The 19628-nt window shown below is 72.0% G+C and carries 13 protein-coding genes; 7 read left to right on the forward strand and 6 right to left on the reverse strand.

Annotated features, from left to right (window positions below):
• Positions 1-42 precede the first annotated feature (42 nt).
• A complete protein-coding gene (locus tag ABEB03_RS42490) occupies positions 43-1593 on the forward strand; it encodes an FMN-binding glutamate synthase family protein (RefSeq protein WP_345658431.1) in 1551 nt (516 codons plus the stop codon).
• Positions 1594-1612: 19 nt separating this feature from the next.
• On the opposite strand, the gene ABEB03_RS42495 is transcribed toward ABEB03_RS42490, so the two are convergent.
• Both ABEB03_RS42495 and ABEB03_RS42500 read right to left on the reverse strand, forming a co-directional pair.
• Entirely contained in the window at positions 1613-2875 is a 1263-nt protein-coding gene (locus tag ABEB03_RS42495; RefSeq protein WP_345658432.1) for an arginine deiminase, read from the reverse strand.
• 18 nt (positions 2876-2893) lie between these two features.
• A complete protein-coding gene (locus ABEB03_RS42500) occupies positions 2894-4312 on the reverse strand; it encodes a basic amino acid/polyamine antiporter (RefSeq protein ID WP_345658433.1) in 1419 nt (472 codons plus the stop codon).
• Positions 4313-4440: 128 nt separating this feature from the next.
• Between ABEB03_RS42500 and ABEB03_RS42505 the strand changes: the two genes are divergently transcribed.
• Both ABEB03_RS42505 and ABEB03_RS42510 read left to right on the forward strand, forming a co-directional pair.
• A complete protein-coding gene (locus ABEB03_RS42505) occupies positions 4441-5535 on the forward strand; it encodes a baeRF3 domain-containing protein (protein ID WP_345658434.1) in 1095 nt (364 codons plus the stop codon).
• Between the two features lie 57 nt (positions 5536-5592).
• Positions 5593-6606: a Gfo/Idh/MocA family protein gene (locus tag ABEB03_RS42510; protein ID WP_345658435.1), complete on the forward strand. Its 1014-nt coding sequence runs from the start codon at positions 5593-5595 to the stop codon at positions 6604-6606.
• 251 nt (positions 6607-6857) lie between these two features.
• Here ABEB03_RS42510 and ABEB03_RS42515 read toward each other — a convergent pair whose 3' ends face one another.
• A complete protein-coding gene (locus ABEB03_RS42515; protein WP_345658506.1) occupies positions 6858-7967 on the reverse strand; it encodes a medium chain dehydrogenase/reductase family protein in 1110 nt (369 codons plus the stop codon).
• Between the two features lie 145 nt (positions 7968-8112).
• Between ABEB03_RS42515 and ABEB03_RS42520 the strand changes: the two genes are divergently transcribed.
• Both ABEB03_RS42520 and ABEB03_RS42525 read left to right on the forward strand, forming a co-directional pair.
• A complete protein-coding gene (locus ABEB03_RS42520; protein ID WP_345658436.1) occupies positions 8113-8901 on the forward strand; it encodes a TetR/AcrR family transcriptional regulator in 789 nt (262 codons plus the stop codon).
• 236 nt (positions 8902-9137) lie between these two features.
• Positions 9138-10607: a PP2C family protein-serine/threonine phosphatase gene (locus ABEB03_RS42525; RefSeq protein ID WP_345658437.1), complete on the forward strand. Its 1470-nt coding sequence runs from the start codon at positions 9138-9140 to the stop codon at positions 10605-10607.
• A gap of 135 nt (positions 10608-10742) precedes the next feature.
• Here the strand turns inward: ABEB03_RS42525 and ABEB03_RS42530 are convergent, their stop codons facing one another.
• Positions 10743-12245, reverse strand: coding sequence for a DNA-binding protein NsdB (locus ABEB03_RS42530; protein ID WP_345658438.1), 1503 nt, complete (start codon positions 12243-12245; stop codon positions 10743-10745).
• A gap of 233 nt (positions 12246-12478) precedes the next feature.
• On the opposite strand from ABEB03_RS42530, the gene ABEB03_RS42535 reads away from it, so the two are divergent.
• Positions 12479-13615 carry an aminoglycoside phosphotransferase family protein gene (locus tag ABEB03_RS42535; protein ID WP_345658439.1) on the forward strand — a complete coding sequence of 379 codons (1137 nt, stop codon included), beginning with the start codon at positions 12479-12481 and terminating at the stop codon, positions 13613-13615.
• Between the two features lie 265 nt (positions 13616-13880).
• Entirely contained in the window at positions 13881-15860 is a 1980-nt protein-coding gene (locus ABEB03_RS42540) for an N-acetylmuramoyl-L-alanine amidase (RefSeq protein ID WP_345658440.1), read from the forward strand.
• A gap of 88 nt (positions 15861-15948) precedes the next feature.
• Here the strand turns inward: ABEB03_RS42540 and ABEB03_RS42545 are convergent, their stop codons facing one another.
• Together ABEB03_RS42545 and ABEB03_RS42550 are read right to left on the reverse strand one after the other, a co-directional pair.
• Positions 15949-16446 (reverse strand): hypothetical protein, encoded by a 498-nt coding sequence (locus tag ABEB03_RS42545; RefSeq protein WP_345658441.1) that lies wholly within the window; start codon positions 16444-16446, stop codon positions 15949-15951.
• Positions 16447-16617: 171 nt separating this feature from the next.
• Positions 16618-19521, reverse strand: a complete 2904-nt coding sequence (locus ABEB03_RS42550; RefSeq protein WP_345658443.1) for an ATP-binding protein — start codon at positions 19519-19521, stop codon at positions 16618-16620.
• Between the last annotated feature and the right edge of the window lie 107 nt (positions 19522-19628).

Below are 19628 nucleotides of genomic sequence, written 5' to 3' on the forward strand. Positions count from 1 at the left end.
GCCCCGGGCCGCGAGGTGGGTTTGACTCGTGGTGTGCGCCGGATGCTCTTGCCGCTGATCGTCGCCCTCGGCGCGGCCGGGGCGCTGGTCCTGGCATGCGCCGTGTCGGCGTGGTGGTGGTGCGCCGCGGGCGTCCTGCTGGTTCTGACCGCGCTCGCCGTGCATGACCTGACGCAGCGCCGCCGTGCGGTGCTGCGGAATCACCCCCTGCTCGGCCGCTTCCGGCGCGTCGTGACGGGACAGCACTCCGCCGGACGGGCCGACGACGGGCGACCGTACGGCCCCGGGGTGGTGGCCCTCGTGCGCGAGCGTGCCGCCGGTGCCGAGGCGCCCGAGCCGTTCGGCACCCGACGGGACGTGTACGCCGTCGGGCACGAGTTCCTGGAACCGTCCATGCGTCCGGCCGAGGTGCCCGACGAGCCGCCCGTGGTCCGCGTCGGCGGCCCCGACTGCACCAAGCCGTACGACATGGCGCTGCTCAACGTGTCCGCGATGAGTTTCGGCGCGCTGTCCTCGCATGCCGTCCTGGCGCTGAACAGGGGGGCGGCGAAGGGCGGTTTCGCGCAGGACACCGGCGAGGGCGGTCTGTCGGACCACCATCTGCGCGGCGGCGGGGACCTGATCTGGGAGATCGGCACCGGGTATTTCGGCTGCCGCACCGCCGAAGGGCGATTCGAGGCACGGGAGTTCGCGGACAAGGCGGCGCTGCCCGAGGTCAAGTGCGTGTCGCTGAAGCTCTCGCAGGGCGCTCATCCGGGGGCCGGCGCGACCCTGCCGGGTGTGAAGGTCGGTGCCGAGGTGGCCCGGGCGCGCGGTGTGCCGGAGGGTGAGACCGTGGTGTCACCGGCGCACCACCGGGAGTTCTCCACTCCGCGGGAGATGGTGTGCTTCCTGGCCCGCATGAGGGAGTTGGCGGACGGCAAACCCACCGGGTTCAAGCTGTGCGTGGGTTCGCGCCGTCAGTTCCTCGCCGTCTGCAAGGCGATGCTCGCCGAGGGGGTCACCCCGGACTTCATCGTCGTCGACGGCGCGGAGGGCGGTACGGGCGCCGCTCCGCCGGAGTTCCCCGGCGCCGTGGGGACGCCGCTCACGGAGGGCCTGCTCACGGTGCACAACGCGCTGGTCGGCGCCGGGCTGCGCGACCGTGTCCGGATCGGTGCGAGCGGTGGCGTCGCCACCGGCGCGGACATCGTCGGGCGGCTGGCACAGGGAGCGGACTACACGAACGCCGCGCGCGCGATGATGCTCGCCCTCGGCTGTCTCCGGACCCGTCGCTGTCAAACCGGTACCCGCCCGACGGGAATCGCCACGCAGGACCCTCGTCGGGTGCGCGCCCTGGACGTCGCCGACAAGGCCGAGCGTGTCCACCGGTATCAGCGGGCGACCGTGCGCAGCGCGTGCCGGATCATGGCGGCGGCGGGGGTGCGGGACCCGGCCGGCCTCGTGCCCCGTCTCCTGCTGCGGCGCACCGACGCGGCGACCGTCTGCTCGTACGCGGAGCTCCACGAGTGGTTGGCGCCCGGGGTGCTGCGGGCCGAGCCGCCCGCGTCGTGGCGGGCGGACTGGCGGGCGGCGGACCCGGACGTGTTCTGAACGCCCGCGGTCGACGGGCTCAGAAGTCCACCGGGTCGCGGACGATGGGACAGGTCATGCAGTGGCCGCCGCCCCTCCCCCGCCCGAGCTCGGCGCCGACGATGGTGATGACCTCGATGCCGGCCTTGCGCAGCAGCGTGTTGGTCTGGGTGTTGCGGTCGTAGGTGAACACCACGCCCGGTTCCAGCGCGACGGCGTTGTTGCCGCTGTCCCACTGCTGGCGCTCGGAGGCGTAGACGTCTCCGCCGGTCTCGACCACGCGCAGTTCGGACAGACCGAGGGCCTTCGCGACGACGTCGGTGAAGGGACGCGAGCCCTCGTCGGTGAGTTCGATCCCGGGGGCCTTGTCGCTCGGGCGGAGGGAGAAGGTGTGGACCGCGTCCATGATGGTCGGGTACAGCGTGACGAGGTCCCGGTCGGCGAAGGTGAAGACGGTGTCGAGATGCATGGCGGACCGCAGTTTCGGCATGCCGGCCACGATGACGTGCTCGGCGGCCCCGTTCTCGAAGAGGGCCGCCGCGACCTGGGTGATGGCCTGCCGTGAGGTGCGCTCGCTCATGCCCATCAGCACGATGCCGTTGCCGACGGGCATGATGTCGCCGCCCTCGAAGGACGCCTGTCCCCAGTCCCGTTCGGGGTCGCCCCACCACACGGAGGAGCCCGCGAAGTCCGGGTGGAAGGTGTAGATCGCCTTCATCAGGAGCGTCTCGTCGTGCCGTGCGGGCCAGTACAGCGGGTTGAGCGTGACCCCTTCGTACAGCCAGCACGTCGTGTCGCGGGTGTACAGGGTGTTGGGCAGCGGAGGCATCAGGTACTCGCGGACTCCCGTCGACTCGCGGGCCAGGGCGACGTAGCCGGAGCGGAACTCGTCCGGCAGGTCGGCGGTGGCCAGACCGCCGATCAGGTACGTGGCGAGCTCGGCGGGTTCGAGGGTCTCCAGGAAGGCCCGGGTGTCGTCGACGAGTCCGAGTCCGACCTCGTTCGCGGTGATCTTCCGGTCCAGGAGCCAGTCCCGGGCGACGGGCATCGCCACGGTCCGGGCGAGCAGTTCGTGCAGTTCGACCACGTCGACGCCGCGTCCGCGCAGCTTGTTGACGAAGTCGGCGTGGTCGCGCTGGGCGTTCTCCACCCACATGACGTCGTCGAAGAGCAGGTCGTCGGAGTTGGTGGGGGTCAGCCTGCGGTGCGCGAGGCCGGGCGCGCACACCAGCACCTTGCGCAGTCTGCCGACCTCCGAGTGGACGCCGTACGCGGGACGGCCGGTGGTGTCCTGACTGGTCACGGTGTGCCTTTCTCCGGGTCAGAGGCTGATCCAGCCCAGTGCGAGGGCGACGATGCCGAGGGCCGCACCCGCGGTCGACACGACGAGGATGACGAGTTCGCGGGGCGAGAAGAGCCGTCTGCCCTGCTCGCGCCGTGCCATCACGAACAGAACCGTGGCGGGCGCGTAGATGATGAAGGAGACGAGGAGGAACTTCAGTCCTGCCGCGTACAGCAGGAAGGCGGTGTAGAGGGTCGCGAGGAGTCCGACGGCCAGGTCCCCGCCGCGTCCGGTGCGCGCGATCTTGACGGCGAAGGCTGCCGCCAGCAGGAACGGAATCAGTGTCAGGGCGCTGGTCAGGTCCAGCGCGAAGTTGAACGCGTCGTCCGAGAACAGGGTGACGACCAGCATGATCTGAGTGAGGATCGTCGACATCACCAGGGCGGGCACCGGCACGTCGGCGGCGGTGGAGCGGGCGAGGAAGCGGGGCATGTCCTCGTCCTTGGCGGCGACGAACAGCACCTCGGCCGCCATCAGCGTCCAGGCGAGATAGGCGCCGAGCACGGAGACGATCAGTCCGGCGCTGACGAAGACCTTGCCCCAGGTGCCGACCGCGCTCTCCAGGACCCCGGCCATGGACGGCTGGCGCAGCTCGGCGATCTCACTCATCGGCATCAGCCCGTACGACACGATCGTCACCGAGGCGAAGATCGCGAAGACGCTCACGAAGCCGAGGACGGTCGCGCGGCCCACGTCCTCGCGGCGTCCGGCGTGCCGTGAGTAGACGCTCGCGCCCTCGACACCGAGGAACACGAACACGGTCGCCAGCATGGTGCCCTTGACCTGGTCGAAGAGCGAACCGGCGTAGTCGGCGCCGGCGAAGTTCTCGGCGAACACCTGCGGTTTCAGGTAGAAGAGCGCGAGGACGACGAAGACGAGGATCGGCACGACCTTCGCCACGGTGACGATCCGGTTGATGGCCGCGGCCTCCTTCACCCCGCGGCGGATGAGGAGGAAGAACGCCCACAGGCCGACCGAGGAGATCAGCACGGCGAGGACGGTGTCGCCCTCGCCGAGCGCGGGCGCGATCGCCCCGACGGTCGACATGATCAGCACCCAGTACGTCACGTTGCCGACGCAGGCGCTGGCCCAGTAGCCGAACGCCGAGAAGAAGCCGAGGTACTCGCCGAAGCCCGCCTTCGCGTAGGCGTAGACGCCCGCGTCGAGGTCGGGTCTGCGGATCGCCAGGCGCTGGAAGACGAAGGCGAGCATCAGCATGCCGGTGCCGGCGACGGCCCAGGCGATGAGGGCGCCGGCGACGCCCGTCTCCTCGGCGAACCGGCTCGGCAGGGAGAACACCCCGGCTCCGACCATCGAGCCGACGACCATCATGGTGAGAGTCAGCAGCGTCAGCTTCGCGGCCGGCGGCGCCTGCGCGTCCGTGTCCACCTGCGTCATGGGCGTCCCGCCGGGAAGGGCATCGTCGTGTGCGACCACGATGCGGACCTCGTCATCTGGCGACGCAGTGACCCTAGCAACGAATTGCACCAAATGCCCGATAGGGGAATTGGTCCTATGGTGCTGTTATGGAGCACGCACTCAGCCCCGCGACCCTCTCCGAGCTGCGCAGGCCGCGGCCCTACCCGGCGGTGTCGGTGCTGACGCCGACACACCGCCGCGAGCCCGACAACGCCCAGGATCCGGTCCGGTTGCGCAATGTGATGGCCGAAGCCAAGAAGCAGCTGGAGGCCGATCCCGCCGTCACCCGCGAGCGGCGCACCGATGTCCTCCAGCAGCTCGACCGGGCCGTGTCCGAGGTCGACCTGGCACATGTCGAGGACGGTCTGGTGATCTTCGCGGCACCCGGCGAACACCAGGTGTGGTCCCTGGCACGCACCGTGCCCGAGCGCGTCGTGCTCTCGGACACCTTCCTGACCCGCAACCTCGTCGCCGCACAGGCCTCCGAGCGCCCGTTCTGGGTGCTGTCCGTCGCCGCCGACCGTGTGACCCTGTGGAACGGCGGCGGAGGCCATGTCGTCGAGGACCACACGGGCGGCTTCCCGCTGCTCAGGGACCGCGAGAACTTCGACGCGGAACGTCAGGAGCAGATCGGCGACATGCCGAGCACCTTCCGCGACGAGGGCACCCGCCGGTTCCTGCGCGACGCGGACACCGTCCTCGCCTCGATCCTGCGGGAGAATCCGCGACCGCTGTACGTCACCGGTGAGACCGCCGCGCTCTCCCTGCTGGACGAGCTCGGCACCGTGACCAAGGACGCGACGCACATCCCGCACGGCGGGCTCGCACACGGCTCCGCCGAAGCCGTGTGGCAGGCGATCCGCCCGCTGATCAACGCCCAGGAACGCAAGGGCGCGGACGAGGTCGCGCGCGAGCTCGAAACGGCCCTCGGCCGCAAGGAGTTCGCCGCCGGCGTCGACGAGGTGTGGCAGAACGCGACCGAGGGCCGCGTCCGGCTGCTCGCCGTCGAGGAGAACTACCGGGTGACGGTCCGCGACGACGGCGACCACCTCGTCCCGGCGGAAAGCGGCGATATGGACTCCCGCGAGGACATCGTCGACGAGATCGTCGAACAGTGCCTGGAGACGGGCGCCGAGGTCCGCTTCGTCCCCGACGGGAGCCTCAGGGACGCGAAAGGCATCGCCGGGGTGCTGCGTTACTGATCACTCCGACCGACAATCGGACAGAGAACCGAACGTCGGCGGAGAGGTACGGAGCGCGTGAACGACCTGTTGGGTGTCGCAGTCCTGGGTGCCGGACACATGGGAGCCGACCACATACGGCGGATCGACCAGCTGGTGAGCGGCGCCCGGGTCGCCGCCGTGGCGGACCCCGAGACGGACCGGGCGAAGGACGCCGTGGCCGGCATCGAGAACGTCTCGGTGCACGCCGAGGCCGTCGCCGCCCTCGACGCGCCGGGTGTGCAGGCGGTGTTGATCGCCTCCCCCGGCCCGGCGCACGAGGAAGCTCTGCTCGCCGCCTTCGCGCGCGGGCTGCCGGTGCTCTGCGAGAAGCCGATGGTGCCGGATTCCGCCGGCGCGCTGCGGGTGGTGGAGGCGGAGGCGCGGCTCGGCCGCCGGCTCGCCCAGATCGGCTTCATGCGCCGGTACGACGCGGAGTACCTGCGCCTGAAGTCCCTGCTGGACGGCGGCCGGCTGGGCAGGCCCTTGATGCTGCACTGCACCCACCGCAACGTGTCGTCGCCGCCCCACTTCACCTCGGCGATGCTGGTCAACAGCTCCGTCTCGCACGAGATCGACGCCGCGCGCTGGCTGCTGGGCCAGGAGCTCACGGCCGTGACCGTGCTCCGCCCCCGGCCCTCCTCGCACGCCCCGGAAGGCCTGCTGGACCCCCAGTTCGTGCTGTTCGAGACCGCGGACGGTGCCGTGGTCGACGTCGAGGTCTTCGTCAACTGCGGCTTCGGGTACCAGGTGCGGTGCGAGGCGGTCTGCGAGTCGGGCAGCGCCCGGATCGGTGACGAGCACACGATGGTGGTGACGTCGGCGGGCGGTGCGCACGAGGAGGTGGCGCAGGACTATCTCGTGCGGTTCGCCGACGCCTACGACCGTGAGGTGCAGGCCTGGGTGGACGCCACCCGGCAGGGCCGGGTCACCGGCCCCGGCGCCTGGGACGGGTACGCGGCCTCCGCCGTCGCCGAGGCGGGCGTCCGGGCCCTGGAGGAGGGCGGCCGGGTGACCGTCGAACTGGCCCCGCGCCCGGACCTGTACGCGTGAACGACGGCGGCGGGCGCCCGGGCCCGCCGCCGTGCGCCGTCAGCCGCTGACGCTCGCCGCGCCCGTCTCGGTGTGCCCGGTGGACGCCCATCCCGGTGTGCCCGGTGAACACCCGTCTCGATGCGCCCGGTGGACCGGCGCGGCGTACCGGCAGCCGGCCTCGGCGGACTTGCCCGCCTTGGTCGCGTCGCCGGTGAAGCCGCTGCTCGCCGTCGGTCCGCGGCCGACACATCGCGTGGGCCGGGCTGTCGTCACCGGGGGTCGGGTGCCGCGCCGTCCGCCGGGTCCGGGACGAGGATCACCTTGCCGGTGACGGTGCCGGACTCGGCGAGTCGTACGGCCTCGGCCGCGCGGCTGAGCGGGACGCGCGCCGCCACCTGCGCGGTGATCGCGCCGTCGGCGAGCAGGGCGAGCACCTGGCCGAGGTCGGTGCGCAGCCGCTCGTGGAAGGCGGCCGAACGGCGCTTGCCCGCCCAGATGTTGTAGAAGTGCGTGCGCCGGCCGTTGGGCAGCAGGTTCCACAGGAGCAGCCGGCCGATGAGCTTGAGCACGGGCAGCTTGGAGGACCCGGCGACGTCCCGGGTGGCCGCGGTGCCGTACGAGACGAGGGTGCCGCCCTTCGCCAGCAGCCCGAAGGAGTCCACGATGCCGTCGCCACCCACGTGGTCGAAGACGGCGTCGACGCCGCCCGGCGCCAACTCCCGGACCTGGCGGGGGAGATCGGCGGCGCGGTAGTCGAGCGGTGTGGCGCCGAGCGCACGCACCGCCTCGTGGTGCCGGGGCGAGGCCGTGCCGATGACCCGGATACCGGCGTGCCTGGCCAGCTGTACCAGGGTGGAGCCCACTCCGCCGTTCGCCCCGTGCACCAGAACGGTCTGTCCGGCGCGGACGCGGGCGACGCGGTGCAGCATCTGCCAGGCCGTGATGCCGTTGACGACCACCGTCTCGGCCTCGGCGGGGTCCAGCCCGCCCGGGACCTCGACGAGACCGGCGACAGGGAGCGCGACGAGGCTGGCCCAGCCGCCCACCTTGGTCAGCGCGGCGAAGCGCCGGCCGATCAGGGAGGCGTCCACGCCCTCGCCGGCCCGGACGACGACGCCGACCATGTCGTACCCGGGCACGAAGGGGAACGGCGGCTGGTCGTAGTACTTGCCGCGGCGCATCTGCTGCTCGGCGAAGGACACCCCGGAGGCCTCCAGGGCGAGGACGACCTCGCCCGCGGCGGGCCGCGGTGCGGGGCGGACGCGGATCTCCAGGCCGGAGGGCTCCACGACACCCGGGAGGACGACCTCGGTCACCGCTCCCCCGGCGGTGTCGCCGCGCTCGGAGGGGTCGGTGTTCTCGACGGGGTGACTCTCCATGACGGCCTCCGGGTTCATGACGGTCAGAGCTCCTTCGTTATCGTCTCTCGCTTGCGTGAGAGGTTCTAACTAAAGCTTGCTCCTCTATATTCTGTTAGTCAAGAGCGGTCACCACCGCACCCCCAGCAGACGAAGAGGTGATGACGTGACCACAGGAGGCCGGACCGGTACGGGCCCGCGCGATCGGTTCCGCGCGCAGGTACGACAGGAGGTCAAGACGGCGGCGCTCGGGCAGCTGGCCGAAGGCGGTCCGGAGGCACTGTCGCTCAACGCGGTGGCCAAGCAGTTGGGCATGACGGGACCCGCGCTGTACCGCTACTTCGCCAACCGGGACAGCCTGCTCACCGAGCTGGTCGTCGACGCCTACGGAGATCTGGCGGTCGCACTGTCCCGGGCGGCCGGCCGCGAGGCGAAGGACCCCGACAGCGGCCCGGACGACACCCCCACGACCGACGCGGGCCGCACGACGGACGCGGGCGCGAGCGGCGCGGAGCCCTCGGACGCCGTCGCCCGCCTGACGGCGATCGCCCGGGCCTACCGCGCCTGGGCGCTGGCCGAGCCGCACCGCTACCGGCTCCTCTTCCGGGCGCCGCTCCAGGGGTACGACGCCCAGTCGACCAGCCTGGTCGAGGCGTCCCAGCCCGCCATGAACGTCGTACTGGACGCGGTGAGCGACCTGGCACAGCCGGACTCGCCGACTCCGGAGGGTCCGGCGGCGAAGTTCGGGCAATGGATGGAACGCCACGGGATCGAGGACGTCCCGGAGGCGATCGCCGCGCGGGCCACCATCCTGTGGGCCCGTCTGCACGGCTTGGTCAGCCTGGAGATCGAGGGCAACTTCGCCTCGATGGGCATCGATCCCGCGGCCCTGTACGACGCCGAGGTGAAAGACTTCACGAGCACTCGCACATATGCCCCTCGAACGGGAGAATGAACGACGGGCACAACCCCGCATTCACCCGTCAAGTCACGTACGCCACCTACGACTTGACCCGCCGCACGCGTACCGCAACCGTCCCGGGCGACCGGCCCGGGAGGACTGCGGCATATGCCAGGTGCACCACCGTATCGGGTGTTGCCAAATCCCTTACAGCGCGTCGCAGGCTGTGCAACAGTCGTAACGGTCCTTCCGTCACACCAGGTCGTACCGTCCCCGCATCGGAGTACGTCATGCCCTCCCATCTCTCTGCGGACCGCTCCGCCGCCCAGCCGCCCCGGCGCGGCTCGGTCGACGCGCTGATCTCGCAGACGCGGCAGCTGCGGGGCGAGGTGGATGCCGTACGGCGCGAGGCACCCTCCGACGGCACGGATCCTCAGGATCGCTGGCAGCGTGCACTGTGCAACCTGGCGATGCATCAACTCAACGACCTCGACGCGCACTTGGCGCAGCTGCGGGACGGGCCACCACCCTTCCCCGCCCCACCCGCGGCAGCGCCGGCCACCACTGCGGCCGTGCCCGCCGTGTCCCGGCACGGCTCACTGCTGAGCAGGGTCGGCAGCGCCGAGTGGAATCTGCTGACCGACGAGGCCGGCTGGTCGGGCGAGCTCTACCAGATTCTGGGCCGCGACCCCGCCGCTCCCCCGCTCACCCTGGACGAGCTCCCCTCCCTGGTGCTCGACGAGGACCGGGCGAAGCTGACCTCGATGGTCACGGACTGCCTCATCGACGCCAAACCGATCGACGGGGAGTTCCGCGTAGTGCGCCCCGACGGCGAGGTACGGGCCGTCCACATGATGGCCGAGCCCGTGCTCGACGCCGACGGCAGCACCACCTCGATGTGGGCCGTGCTCCGTGACGTCAGTGAACTGCGGCGCAGCCAGCGGACGGTGAGCGAGCGCCGTGACTCGCTGCAACACCAGCGGCACCTCGCACAGACCGAGCGGCGCATCGCAGTGGAACTGCAGGAATCCGTGCTGCCGCCCTGGCGCGGTTCTCTGCGGTCCCCGCACCGGGGTGCCGGAACCCTGGATCTGGCCGCGCACTACCTGCCGGCCTCGACCGGCGCGCTGATCGGCGGCGACTGGTACGACGCACTCGAACTCCCGGGCGGGGAGATGCTGTTGAGCGTCGGCGACCTCACCGGCCACGGGGTGACCGTGACCTCGGGCATGGCGATGCTGCTCGGCGCACTGCGTGGGATGGCCATGGCGGGCACCGAGCCGGGGCAACTCATGTCCTGGCTCAACCAGTTGCTCGACACCACCGTCCAGCCCGCCCTCGGCAGCGCCGTCTGCTGCCGCTACCGGCCCGAGACCCGCACCCTCAGCTGGGCACAGGCGGGTCACCCCGCCCCCCTGCTGTTCCGCGAGGGGACGGGGCGCGCGCTGACAGCACCGGACGGCGTGCTGCTCGGGGCGACCTCGGGAGCCGTCTACGGGCAGGCCGAAGAGACACTCGAAGAAGGCGACCTGCTGCTCCTGCACACCGACGGACTGGTGCCGCGGCAGTGGGGGTCCCCTCGCCGGGCCGAAGCCGGGAGCGAGGCAGGAACGGCCGCCGTACAAGGTCTGCTCGGCCTGGCCCCACGCTTCGACGGAGCCCGAACCGCCCAGGACTGTGTACGGATGGTGGTCGAGGAATTCGGCGAATCCGAGCGCGCGGACGACGCGTGCGTGCTCATCGCCCGGGTCGGTTCCTGACGGCTTCGCGAGCGGGGATCACACCGCGCCCTCCGACGGCGCCAAGGACCGGAATCGCCCTTGACCTTGTCGAGAGACCGGAGTCAAGCCCGGACCCACACCCGCCCACCGACCCGTGTCGTCGGCACGGGCTCCTTACGCCCGCGCGCTGTTTCCGCCGCCCCTCGGCTTCAACGAACCGTTGGGCAGGGCCAGTTTGATCTCCTCACGCAGGTCGTGGATCTTCGGATAGCTGGAGTACTGCCCGGTGAGCCGGTACATCTCGCGCAGCCTGTCCCAGGTCCGATGGGAGGAGTTGGCCCCCATCGAGGTCAGGGCGAGTCGCGCGTACCGGTCGGCCTGTTCGGGATCGTCGGCGATGAAGCAGGCCGACGCCAGGGAGATGTGGTCGAAGATCTTCGACCGGTCCCGGCCCGACTCACGCAGCTTCAGCGCCTCCTTCGCGTGGCGCTGAGCCGTGGCCGCCGCCGACGGCTCGTGCTCGGCGAGGGTGCGGTAGGCGAGGGCCTGCATGCCGTGCATGTCGGCCTCGTCGAACAGCTGCATCCAGCTCGGCGGAGGGACGTCGCCCCGGTCGGAGACGAACAGGTCCTCCGCCAGGCCGAGGGTGCGCCGCATCGCCTGCCCCTTGCCCATGGAGGCCTGCGCCCAGGCCTCGATGGTGTGGAGCATGGCACGGGTGCGGGGCAGCACCTCCTCGCCGGAACCCGACTTCGCCAGCTTCATGAGGTCGAGTGCGTCGTCGGGCCGGCCCAGGTGCACCATCTGACGAGCCGCTCGGGAGAGCGCCTCGCCGGCGCGGGGCCGGTCACCGCCTTCTCGGGCCGCGTGTGCGGCGATGACGAAGTACTTCTGAGCCGTGGGCTCCAGGCCGACGTCGTGCGACATCCAGCCCGCGAGGACGGCGAGGTTGGCGGCGACACCCCAGAGGCGTCGCTGCAGATGGTCGGGGTGCCGGTAGGAGAGCATGCCTCCCACCTCGTTCAGCTGGCCCACCACGGCCTTGCGTTGCAGCCCGCCGCCGCGAGCCGCGTCCCAGGCCCGGAACACCTCGACCGAGCGCTCGAGTTCCTCGATCTCCTGCGACCCGATGGGGGCGGCCTCGTACCGGTCGAACCCAGCGGGGTCGGCGTGCAGGGGATCTTCGAATCGGGGAGCGTCGGCCGCGAGGGCCGGATCGGTGTGGAGCCAGTCGTGCATGGCCGTGCTGAGTGCGGATCCCGCGGCGAGCGCGGCACCCGCGCCCACCAAGCCGCGTCGGTTGAGCATGAGGTCCATTCCCGTGAATTCGGTGAGGACCGCGGCGGTCCGTTCGGGCGCCCACGGCACTCCGTCGGGATGTTCCGCACTCCCGCCGCTCTGCCGCTTTCCCGTACGCCCGTGCCGGACCAGACCGAGGTCCTCGATGGTCACGACACGGCCGAGACGCTCGGTGAACAGGGCCGCCAGCACCCGCGGCACCGGATCGCGCGGGATCTCTCCCATGTCGATCCAACGCCGCACCCGCGAGGTGTCGGTCGCCAGTTGGGGGTGGCCCATGGCCGCCGCCTGCCGGTTGACCATCCTCGCGAGTTCGCCCTTGGACCAGCCGGCCAGGCCGAACAGGTCCGACAGACGGGTGTTGGGTTGTCCGTTCACGTCAAGCCCCCAGGTTCTCGGCTGATTTGACAGTAACCGCCTGTCAGTTGCTGAGCGACTATTCGCCAGGGTTCGCCAGGGTGCGCCAGATGGTGTGCCAGTGGACCTCGGGTGTCAGGTAGGAACGCGCCACCCCGACCCGGTTGCCGCAGGGACACTCCCCAGGGTGTTCCGGCGCGGCCGGGGCGGGTAGCGCGGCAACTCGCAGGCACACGAAGGGATCTGTATCGCCCATGTACGCAGCATCGTCCTCCGTGTCCGCTCCGCCCCGGTCGTTGCACACCCGCCCGGCGGGCAGCGGCCCCTACCTCGACCCCGCCCGCCAGGCGCCCGTGCTCGGTGCCGGCCGGACGCGACGCGTCCCGGGGCTCGGCACCCAGCCGCTCAGCGGGAGAATCGACTTGTCCGGCCCTCAGGGCGCGCAGCTGCGCACGGCGATCGCGTCGGTGCACCGGATCTGTCCGGAGTTCGCTCCGGTACAGGTGCTGCGCCGCAGCGGACGCTCCGTGCTCCTCGTGGGCACGACGGGGCGCAGCACGGCCGTCGCCAAGTGTTTACTCGACCAGTCACCGATGTGGGCCGACCGGATCCGGCACGAAATAGCTGCCTACCGCTCGTTCGTCCGGCACCGGCCGCCGGTCCGGGTGCCGCGGCTGATCGCGGCGGACCCGGACAACGGCACCCTGGTCATCGAGCGGATGCCGGGCCGGGTCGCGGCGCTCCAGCGGCACCCCGCCGAGGCCCCGCCCCGCGCGGACATCCGGGCGGCGCTGGGCGCGATCTGCCGGCTGAACGCCTGGCGGCCGCCGGCGGGCACGTTCGACGCCCCGCTGGACTACGCGGAGCGGATCTCCCGATTCCACGAGCTGGGTCTGCTCACGGACCGGGACATGGGCGATCTGCAGAAGCTGGTGCACGGCATCGCCCATTCGGCGGGCCGTCAGGGCATGGGGCAGTTCTGCCACGGTGATGCTCTCCTGTCGAACATCCTGCTCTCACCGGCCGGTCCAGTGCTGGTGGACTGGGAGCACGCGGGCTGGTATCTGCCGGGGTACGACCTGGCGACCCTGTGGGCGGTCCTCGGTGACGCGCCGGTGGCGCGGCGGCAGATCAGCCAGCTGGCCCAGTCGGCGGGGCCCACCGCGCGGGACGCCTTCCTGGTGAATCTGATGCTCGTGCTGACACGGGAGATCCGCACCTATGAGACGGCCGTGCAGCGTTCGATGCACGACACGGCCCCGGCGGCGCCCGGTCCGGCTCACCCGGGTGCCGCGCCGTCGGGCGAGGAACAGCGGTTGCTGTTGAGGCGGCTGCACGACGACTGCCAGATGGCCCGCCGGGCCGTACGAGCGGCGGTCGGCACTCGCTGACGGGGACGGAGGTCCGCGGTCGCGCCAGGACAGGGGCGCACCGCGGACCTCTGTCGTGTCGCGACCTCACCCGTTCGGTCCATTGGTCCACGCCATTGACGCCGTGCAGGCCGCGTCACCGCCGCCACGAAAACCTTCACAACGTGCGCTGACATGGGAAATCGCCTTCCACTGGGCATGATTGACGGATCGTCGGAGAGCCGGTAGCACTGACGCAGTTCGGCCCCGCACGCCCCACCGCGCCCGACCGTCCCAGGAGGCTGCATTGCCCAGGTCCGCCACCGTTCCCCAGGCCCCCAACGGGCGCAGACGCACGCGCAGGACGGCGGGCGCCGTCGCCTCCGCGGCGCTGCTGCTGCCGCTGCTCGGTGCCGCCCCGTCCGGCCAGGCCGAGGCGGAGTCCTCGGCGCGGCTCCAGCGGGCCTTCGCGGCCGCGGCCGCGGAGTACCACGTGCCGCAGAGCGTGCTGCTCGCCGTCTCCTATCTCCAGTCCCGCTGGGACGGGCACGACGGTGCCCCGAGTGTCACCGGCGGCTACGGCCCGATGCACCTGACCGACGCCCGGACGGCGATCGCGCGGGCCCCGCACCACAGCGACGGGACGGAGGACGCCCGCGGCGACAGCTCGCGCCCGGCCCGCATCCCCACCGCGAAGGTGCCGGAGAGTTCCCAACTCCCCGACCGTCTGAAGACGTTGACGAAGGCGGCCGAGCTGACCGGTCTGCCGGCCGAGGCGCTGCGGACGGACGCGGCGGCGAACGTGGAGGGCGGTGCCGCGCTCCTCGCCGCGGCACAGCGGGACCTCGGCGAGCCGCTCAGCTCCGACGCGGCCGACTGGTACGGCGCCGTCGCGCGCTTCTCGGGCGCGGACGACAGTTCGACGGCGGCGACGTACGCACAGGACGTCTACGAGGTGATGCGCGACGGTGCGGAGCGCACCACGGACTCCGGTCAGCGCGTGGCGCTCGCCGCCCAGCCGGCGCTCAGTCCCGACACGGCGACGCTGCGGCGGGCCGGACTGCGGACGGCCTCCGCCGAGGGCACGGAGTGTCCCGCGGAGGTGTCCTGCGAATGGATCCCCGCTCCGTACGCCGAGTTCGGGGACGGCGACTACGGCAACCACGACCTCGGCGACCGGCCGGGGGCGCAGAGCATCAAGTACATCGTCGTCCATGACACCGAAGGCACCTGGGACGGCGTACTGAACCTGGTGCAGGACCCCACGTACGTGTCGTGGAACTACACCCTGCGTTCGACCGACGGTCACATCGCCCAGCATGTGAAGGCCAAGGACGTGGCCTGGCACGCGGGCAACTGGTACATCAACGCCAAGTCGATCGGCCTGGAGCACGAGGGCTTCCTCGCCTCGCCGGACGCCTGGTACACGGAGGAGATGTACCGTGCCTCGGCGCGGCTGGTGAAGTACCTGGCGAAGAAGTACTCCGTTCCGCTGGACCGGCAGCACATCCTCGGGCACGAGAACGTGCCGGGCCCGACGACCTCCACCATCCCCGGGATGCACACGGACCCGGGCCCGTACTGGGACTGGCAGCACTACTTCACCCTGCTCGGGCACCCCCTGCACCGGACCGTGAAGCAGGGCGGCGGGCTGGTGACCGTCCTGCCGGACTTCGACAAGAACCGGCCGGAGTACACGGGCTGCGTGACCAAGGGAGAGCCCTGCGCGGCGCACGGCTCCGGTGAGGTGCGGCTGCACACGCAGCCGGACGAGAACGCGCCGCTGGTCAAGGACATCGGCCTGTATCCGAGCGGCGCCGACTCGACCATCGACGTGAACGACGTCGCCTCCCGTGTGTCCACCGGCCAGCAGTACGCGCTCGCCGAACGCGACGGCGACTGGACGGCGATCTGGTACCTCGGGCAGAAGGCCTGGTTCAAGAACCCGGCGAAGCAGCCGACGGCGGTGAACGCGTCCGGGCAGGTCGTCACGCCCAAGGCCGGCCTGGCGGAGATCCCGGTCTACGGGCGTGCCTACCCGGAGAAGGAGGCGTACCCGGCGGGCGTGCCCGTCCAGGCGGTGTCGCCGCTGCCGTACAAGCTGCTCCAGGGCCAGCGGTACGCGGTGGGCGACAAGGTGCCGGGCGAGTACTTCTACTCGCCGACCTTCGACACGGCTCCGCACAAGGTCGTGATCGGCTCGGACATGTACTACGAGATCCAGTTCGGGCACCGGGTGGCGTTCGTCCGGGCCGCGGACGTGACCGAGCTTCCGTCGCACTCGTGAGACGAGCGGCCGGGCCCGCCTGACGCGGGCCCGGCCGCCCATGGGTCAGGGGTCACGGTCACCCGTTCGGGCGCCGGGCGCCCGGTGGTCAGCCCTGCTGGAACAGCTCCGCCGGCAGCGGCTTCAGGAGGGCGTACAGGTCGTCCGTGATGGGGCGGTCCCAGGCGGCGATGGTCACCAGGACGTTGTCGCTGCGGTCGAACTGGACGCACGAGATGCGCGTCTCGGAGAGCTTCAGACGCCGCACGATCATCAGGTTGTCGCCCTGCATCACCGGCATGTCCTCGGTTCCGGTGACGGTGACCTCTTCGTCGTTCTCCAGGGCGAGGAGCAGCTGGGCCACCTCGAAGGGGACCTCGTCCTCGGCGACGTCGCGGGCCAGGGAGCCCTCCGGCAGATTGCCGATGATCATCGCGGGACCGCGTCCGCCGAACAGGTCGTAGCGCAGGAAGACGCCCTGGCAGCTGCCGTCGGGGGCGGGCAGCAGGCCCGCGCCGAGGTTGCCCGGCCAGTCGCCCGGGTCCATGGCCAGAACGTCGAAGTCGGGCCCGGCGGGCGTGGCGCTGCGGCGGCGGAGGAAGGACATGCCGCAATGGTACGTGCACGGGCGTGTGTCGGGCCTCGGGGGCGCCCGACGCGGACCGGTGCGAAGGGGCCTGGTCCCGGGGTGTGGGCAGGGGTGTCACCGCCGGTCACGGGACGGCTGTCGGCCGGGGCCGGCCGACGGCCGCCCGGATCGCCGGATCGCCCGTCCGGGTCAGCGTTCCGTCGCTTCTCCCAGGGCGGCGGGCAGCCCCGTCGGGTCCGTGCCGACCTTGCGGTAGACGGCCGACAGCAGGCGTACGACCGTGGGCTCCTCGGTGCGCAGTTCCTCGGCGATCTGCGCCGTGGTCCGGCCCCGTACGGTGAGCGCGGCGGCGGCCCGCTCGCGGGCCGTGAGCGTGTCCGTCTCGGTGCCGTGCAGGCGGCGCGGGCGCAGTCCGGCGGCGGTGAGTTCGTCGCGGGCGTCCTCGACGAGGCCGTCGGCCCCGCACTGGACCGCGGCGTCGAGGCCTCGGTAGAGGTGTTCGGCGGCTTCCTTGGGCCGCCCGGCGCGCCTCAGTTCGGTGCCGAGCGCGACCAGGGCGCAGGCCAGTTCGTAGGCGGCCGGTGAGCGTTCCAGGTGGCAGACGGCCTCTTCGAGGAGTTTCACGCGGTGCGAACCGGCGGAGACGTCGGCGGCGGCGCGCAGCGCCTGGCCGATCCCGGACGGCGCTCCGTACTGGCGGGCACGGTTCACCGCTTCGAGTGCCGTGGTGACGGCGCGTTCCGGTGCGTCGTGGCTCTCGGCCCGGGCGAGGTGCAGCTGCCAGGGGCACCAGGCGGGGTTGCGCATGCCGCGCGGGTCGAGGCGGCGCCCGGCGGAGGCCAGCTCGGCGGAGGCCTCCTTGGTGAGGCCGCGGGCGAGGAGCAGTTCGCCGTGCACGGTCTGGGCGTCGGGGAAGACGACGGCGGCGGGGAACGGCGCGCCGAAGGCGTAGTCGTCGGCGGTGCGCGCGGCCTCGGCGACCCGGCCACGGGCCAGCAGGACCTCGATGAGGACGCCCACCGCGTACCAGAGCGCCGGGACCCGGGGCCCGACCCGTTCGGCGAGGCGCAGGCCCGCACGCACGAAGTCCTCGGCCTCGGCGAGGCGGCCCCGGCGGTAGCGCAGGTAGGCGAGCAGGGTGTAGCCGAAGGAGAGGTGGGCGCCGTGCCAGCCCTGGGCCTCGAAGTCGGCGATCCCGGTGGCGAAGAGTTCCTCGGTGCGGCCCGGGCGGTCGGCGTACATGAAGGTGAGGGCGACCAGGACGGGCACCTCGAAGCCGCGGTCGGCCTCGGCCCAGCCGAATCCGCCGGCCAGGGCGCGTTCGGCGTGGCGGAGGGCGACGTGGGCGGGCTCGCCGCGCAGGGTGGCGTCCCAGGCGCGCAGGCCGATGACGTACCGCTCGGTGAGGTCGCGTCCGGTGAGCCGGTCGGCGAGGCGCGCCAGGCGGCGGGAGCGGGCGGGCGAATCCGGTTCGTCGGCGCGGAACGCGTCCCACATGAACTGCTCGGACTGCATGCGCAGGCGTACCCGGGCGTCGCCCGTCTGGCGGATCTCGTGGGCGAGGGTCGCCGAGGCCTCGGCGAGGCGGTCGCTGTGGGCGAGGACCTGGGAGAGGCGGTAGACGGTGTTGTGGCGCAGCTCGGGGTCGGCGATGGGTTCTTCGAGTGCGGCGCGCAGATGGTTGACGGTGGTCGCCGGTTCGGTGAGCAGGGAGGCGCAGCCCAGTTCGTACAGGACGGCGGCCCGGTCCTCGAAGGGCGGCGGTTCGCGCAGGGCGCGGGCGAGGTAGCGGCGGGCGGCGTCGGGGGCTCCGGCGCGCTGGGTCTCGCGGGCGGCGGCGCGCAGCTGCTGGACGATCCAGGTGTCTCCGTCGGGGTGGGTCTCCATGAGGTGGCGGGCGGCGGCCGACGGGCCGAGTCCCTCGTCGACGATGCACCAGGCGGCCTGGCCGTGCAGGGCGACGCGGACGCCGCCGGGGATGGCGCGGTAGACGGCGGTGGCGATGAGGGGGTGGACGAATTCGAGCGTGCCCGCGGCGTTCAGCGCGCCGGTGAGGATGCGGGCACCGCGCAGGGCGTCCGCGGCGTCGGCGGCTTCCTCGGGGCCGAGTCCGGCGACGGCGGCGGCGAGCGTGGGGTGGATCTCGGTGCCGAGCACGGCGCACGCCCAGGCGAAGCGGACGGTGGAGGTGCCGAGGCGTTCGAGGCGGGCGATGAGGCCGCTGCCCTTGACGGCGGCGGCGAGGTCGCGCAGCAGGTGTGCGCCGTCCTCGGTCGGGGTCAGTCCGCGGTCGCGGACCTTCGCGGTGAGTTCGACCGCCTCGAAGGGGTTGCCCGCGGTGACGGCCCAGCACTCGCGGCAGAAGGCGTCGTCGGCCTGGGCGCCGAGGTCCTCGCGCACGAGGCGGGCGACGGCCGCGGCGCTGAGCGGTTCGAGGCCGAGCGGGCGTTGGCCGGCGCGGCCGGGCAGACCCCTGAACGCCTCTGCGTGGTCGGGGAGTTCGTCGGGACGGTAGCCGACGACGAGGAGCAGCGGGAGCTGCTCGGCGCGGGGTGCGAAGGCGGCGAGCCAGCTCAGCGATTCCGCGTCGGCCCAGTGCGCGTCGTCGAGGACGAGGACCATCGGGGCGCGCTGCACCGCGAGGTGGGTGAGCACCCAGTCGAGTCCGTCGCGCAGGCCCTGCTGGTCGGGCGGGGCGCCCTCGGAGGGCGCGCACAGGCCGAGCGCAGGTCCGACGATCGCGTACCAGCTCCCCAGCGAGCTGCGGAGTTCGGACTCGGCGGCTCCGGCGAGCTGGGGCTGGAGGAGCTGGCGGGCCACGTGGAAGGCGACGTGCTGTTCCTGTTCGCCGCCGCGCGCGGACAGCACCGTGCATCCCTTGGCGGCGGCGCGGCGGCGTACTTCCGCGAGGAGGGTGGTCTTGCCGATCCCGGCCCGTCCGGCGAAGGCGAGCAGTGCGCCGCGCGGGCGGTCCGGCGGCTCACCTCCGTCCCTGCGCAGGCCGGTGAGCTCGCTCAACGCCTCTTCCACGGCGGCGAGTTCGTTCTCGCGCTCGAACATGGTCCGACGGCTGCGGACGGCGCGCTGCGTCATGATCCACCCCCTGCCACGGTGATGCAGCCGGCGCGGGGAGCGGGTGCGCACCGTGACGTTCAGGCACCTCAGCGTACGCCCGGATCTTCTCCGATGGGGTCGTTGGA

The organism is Streptomyces siamensis (assembly GCF_039543605.1).
Lineage (GTDB): Bacteria > Actinomycetota > Actinomycetes > Streptomycetales > Streptomycetaceae > Streptomyces > Streptomyces siamensis.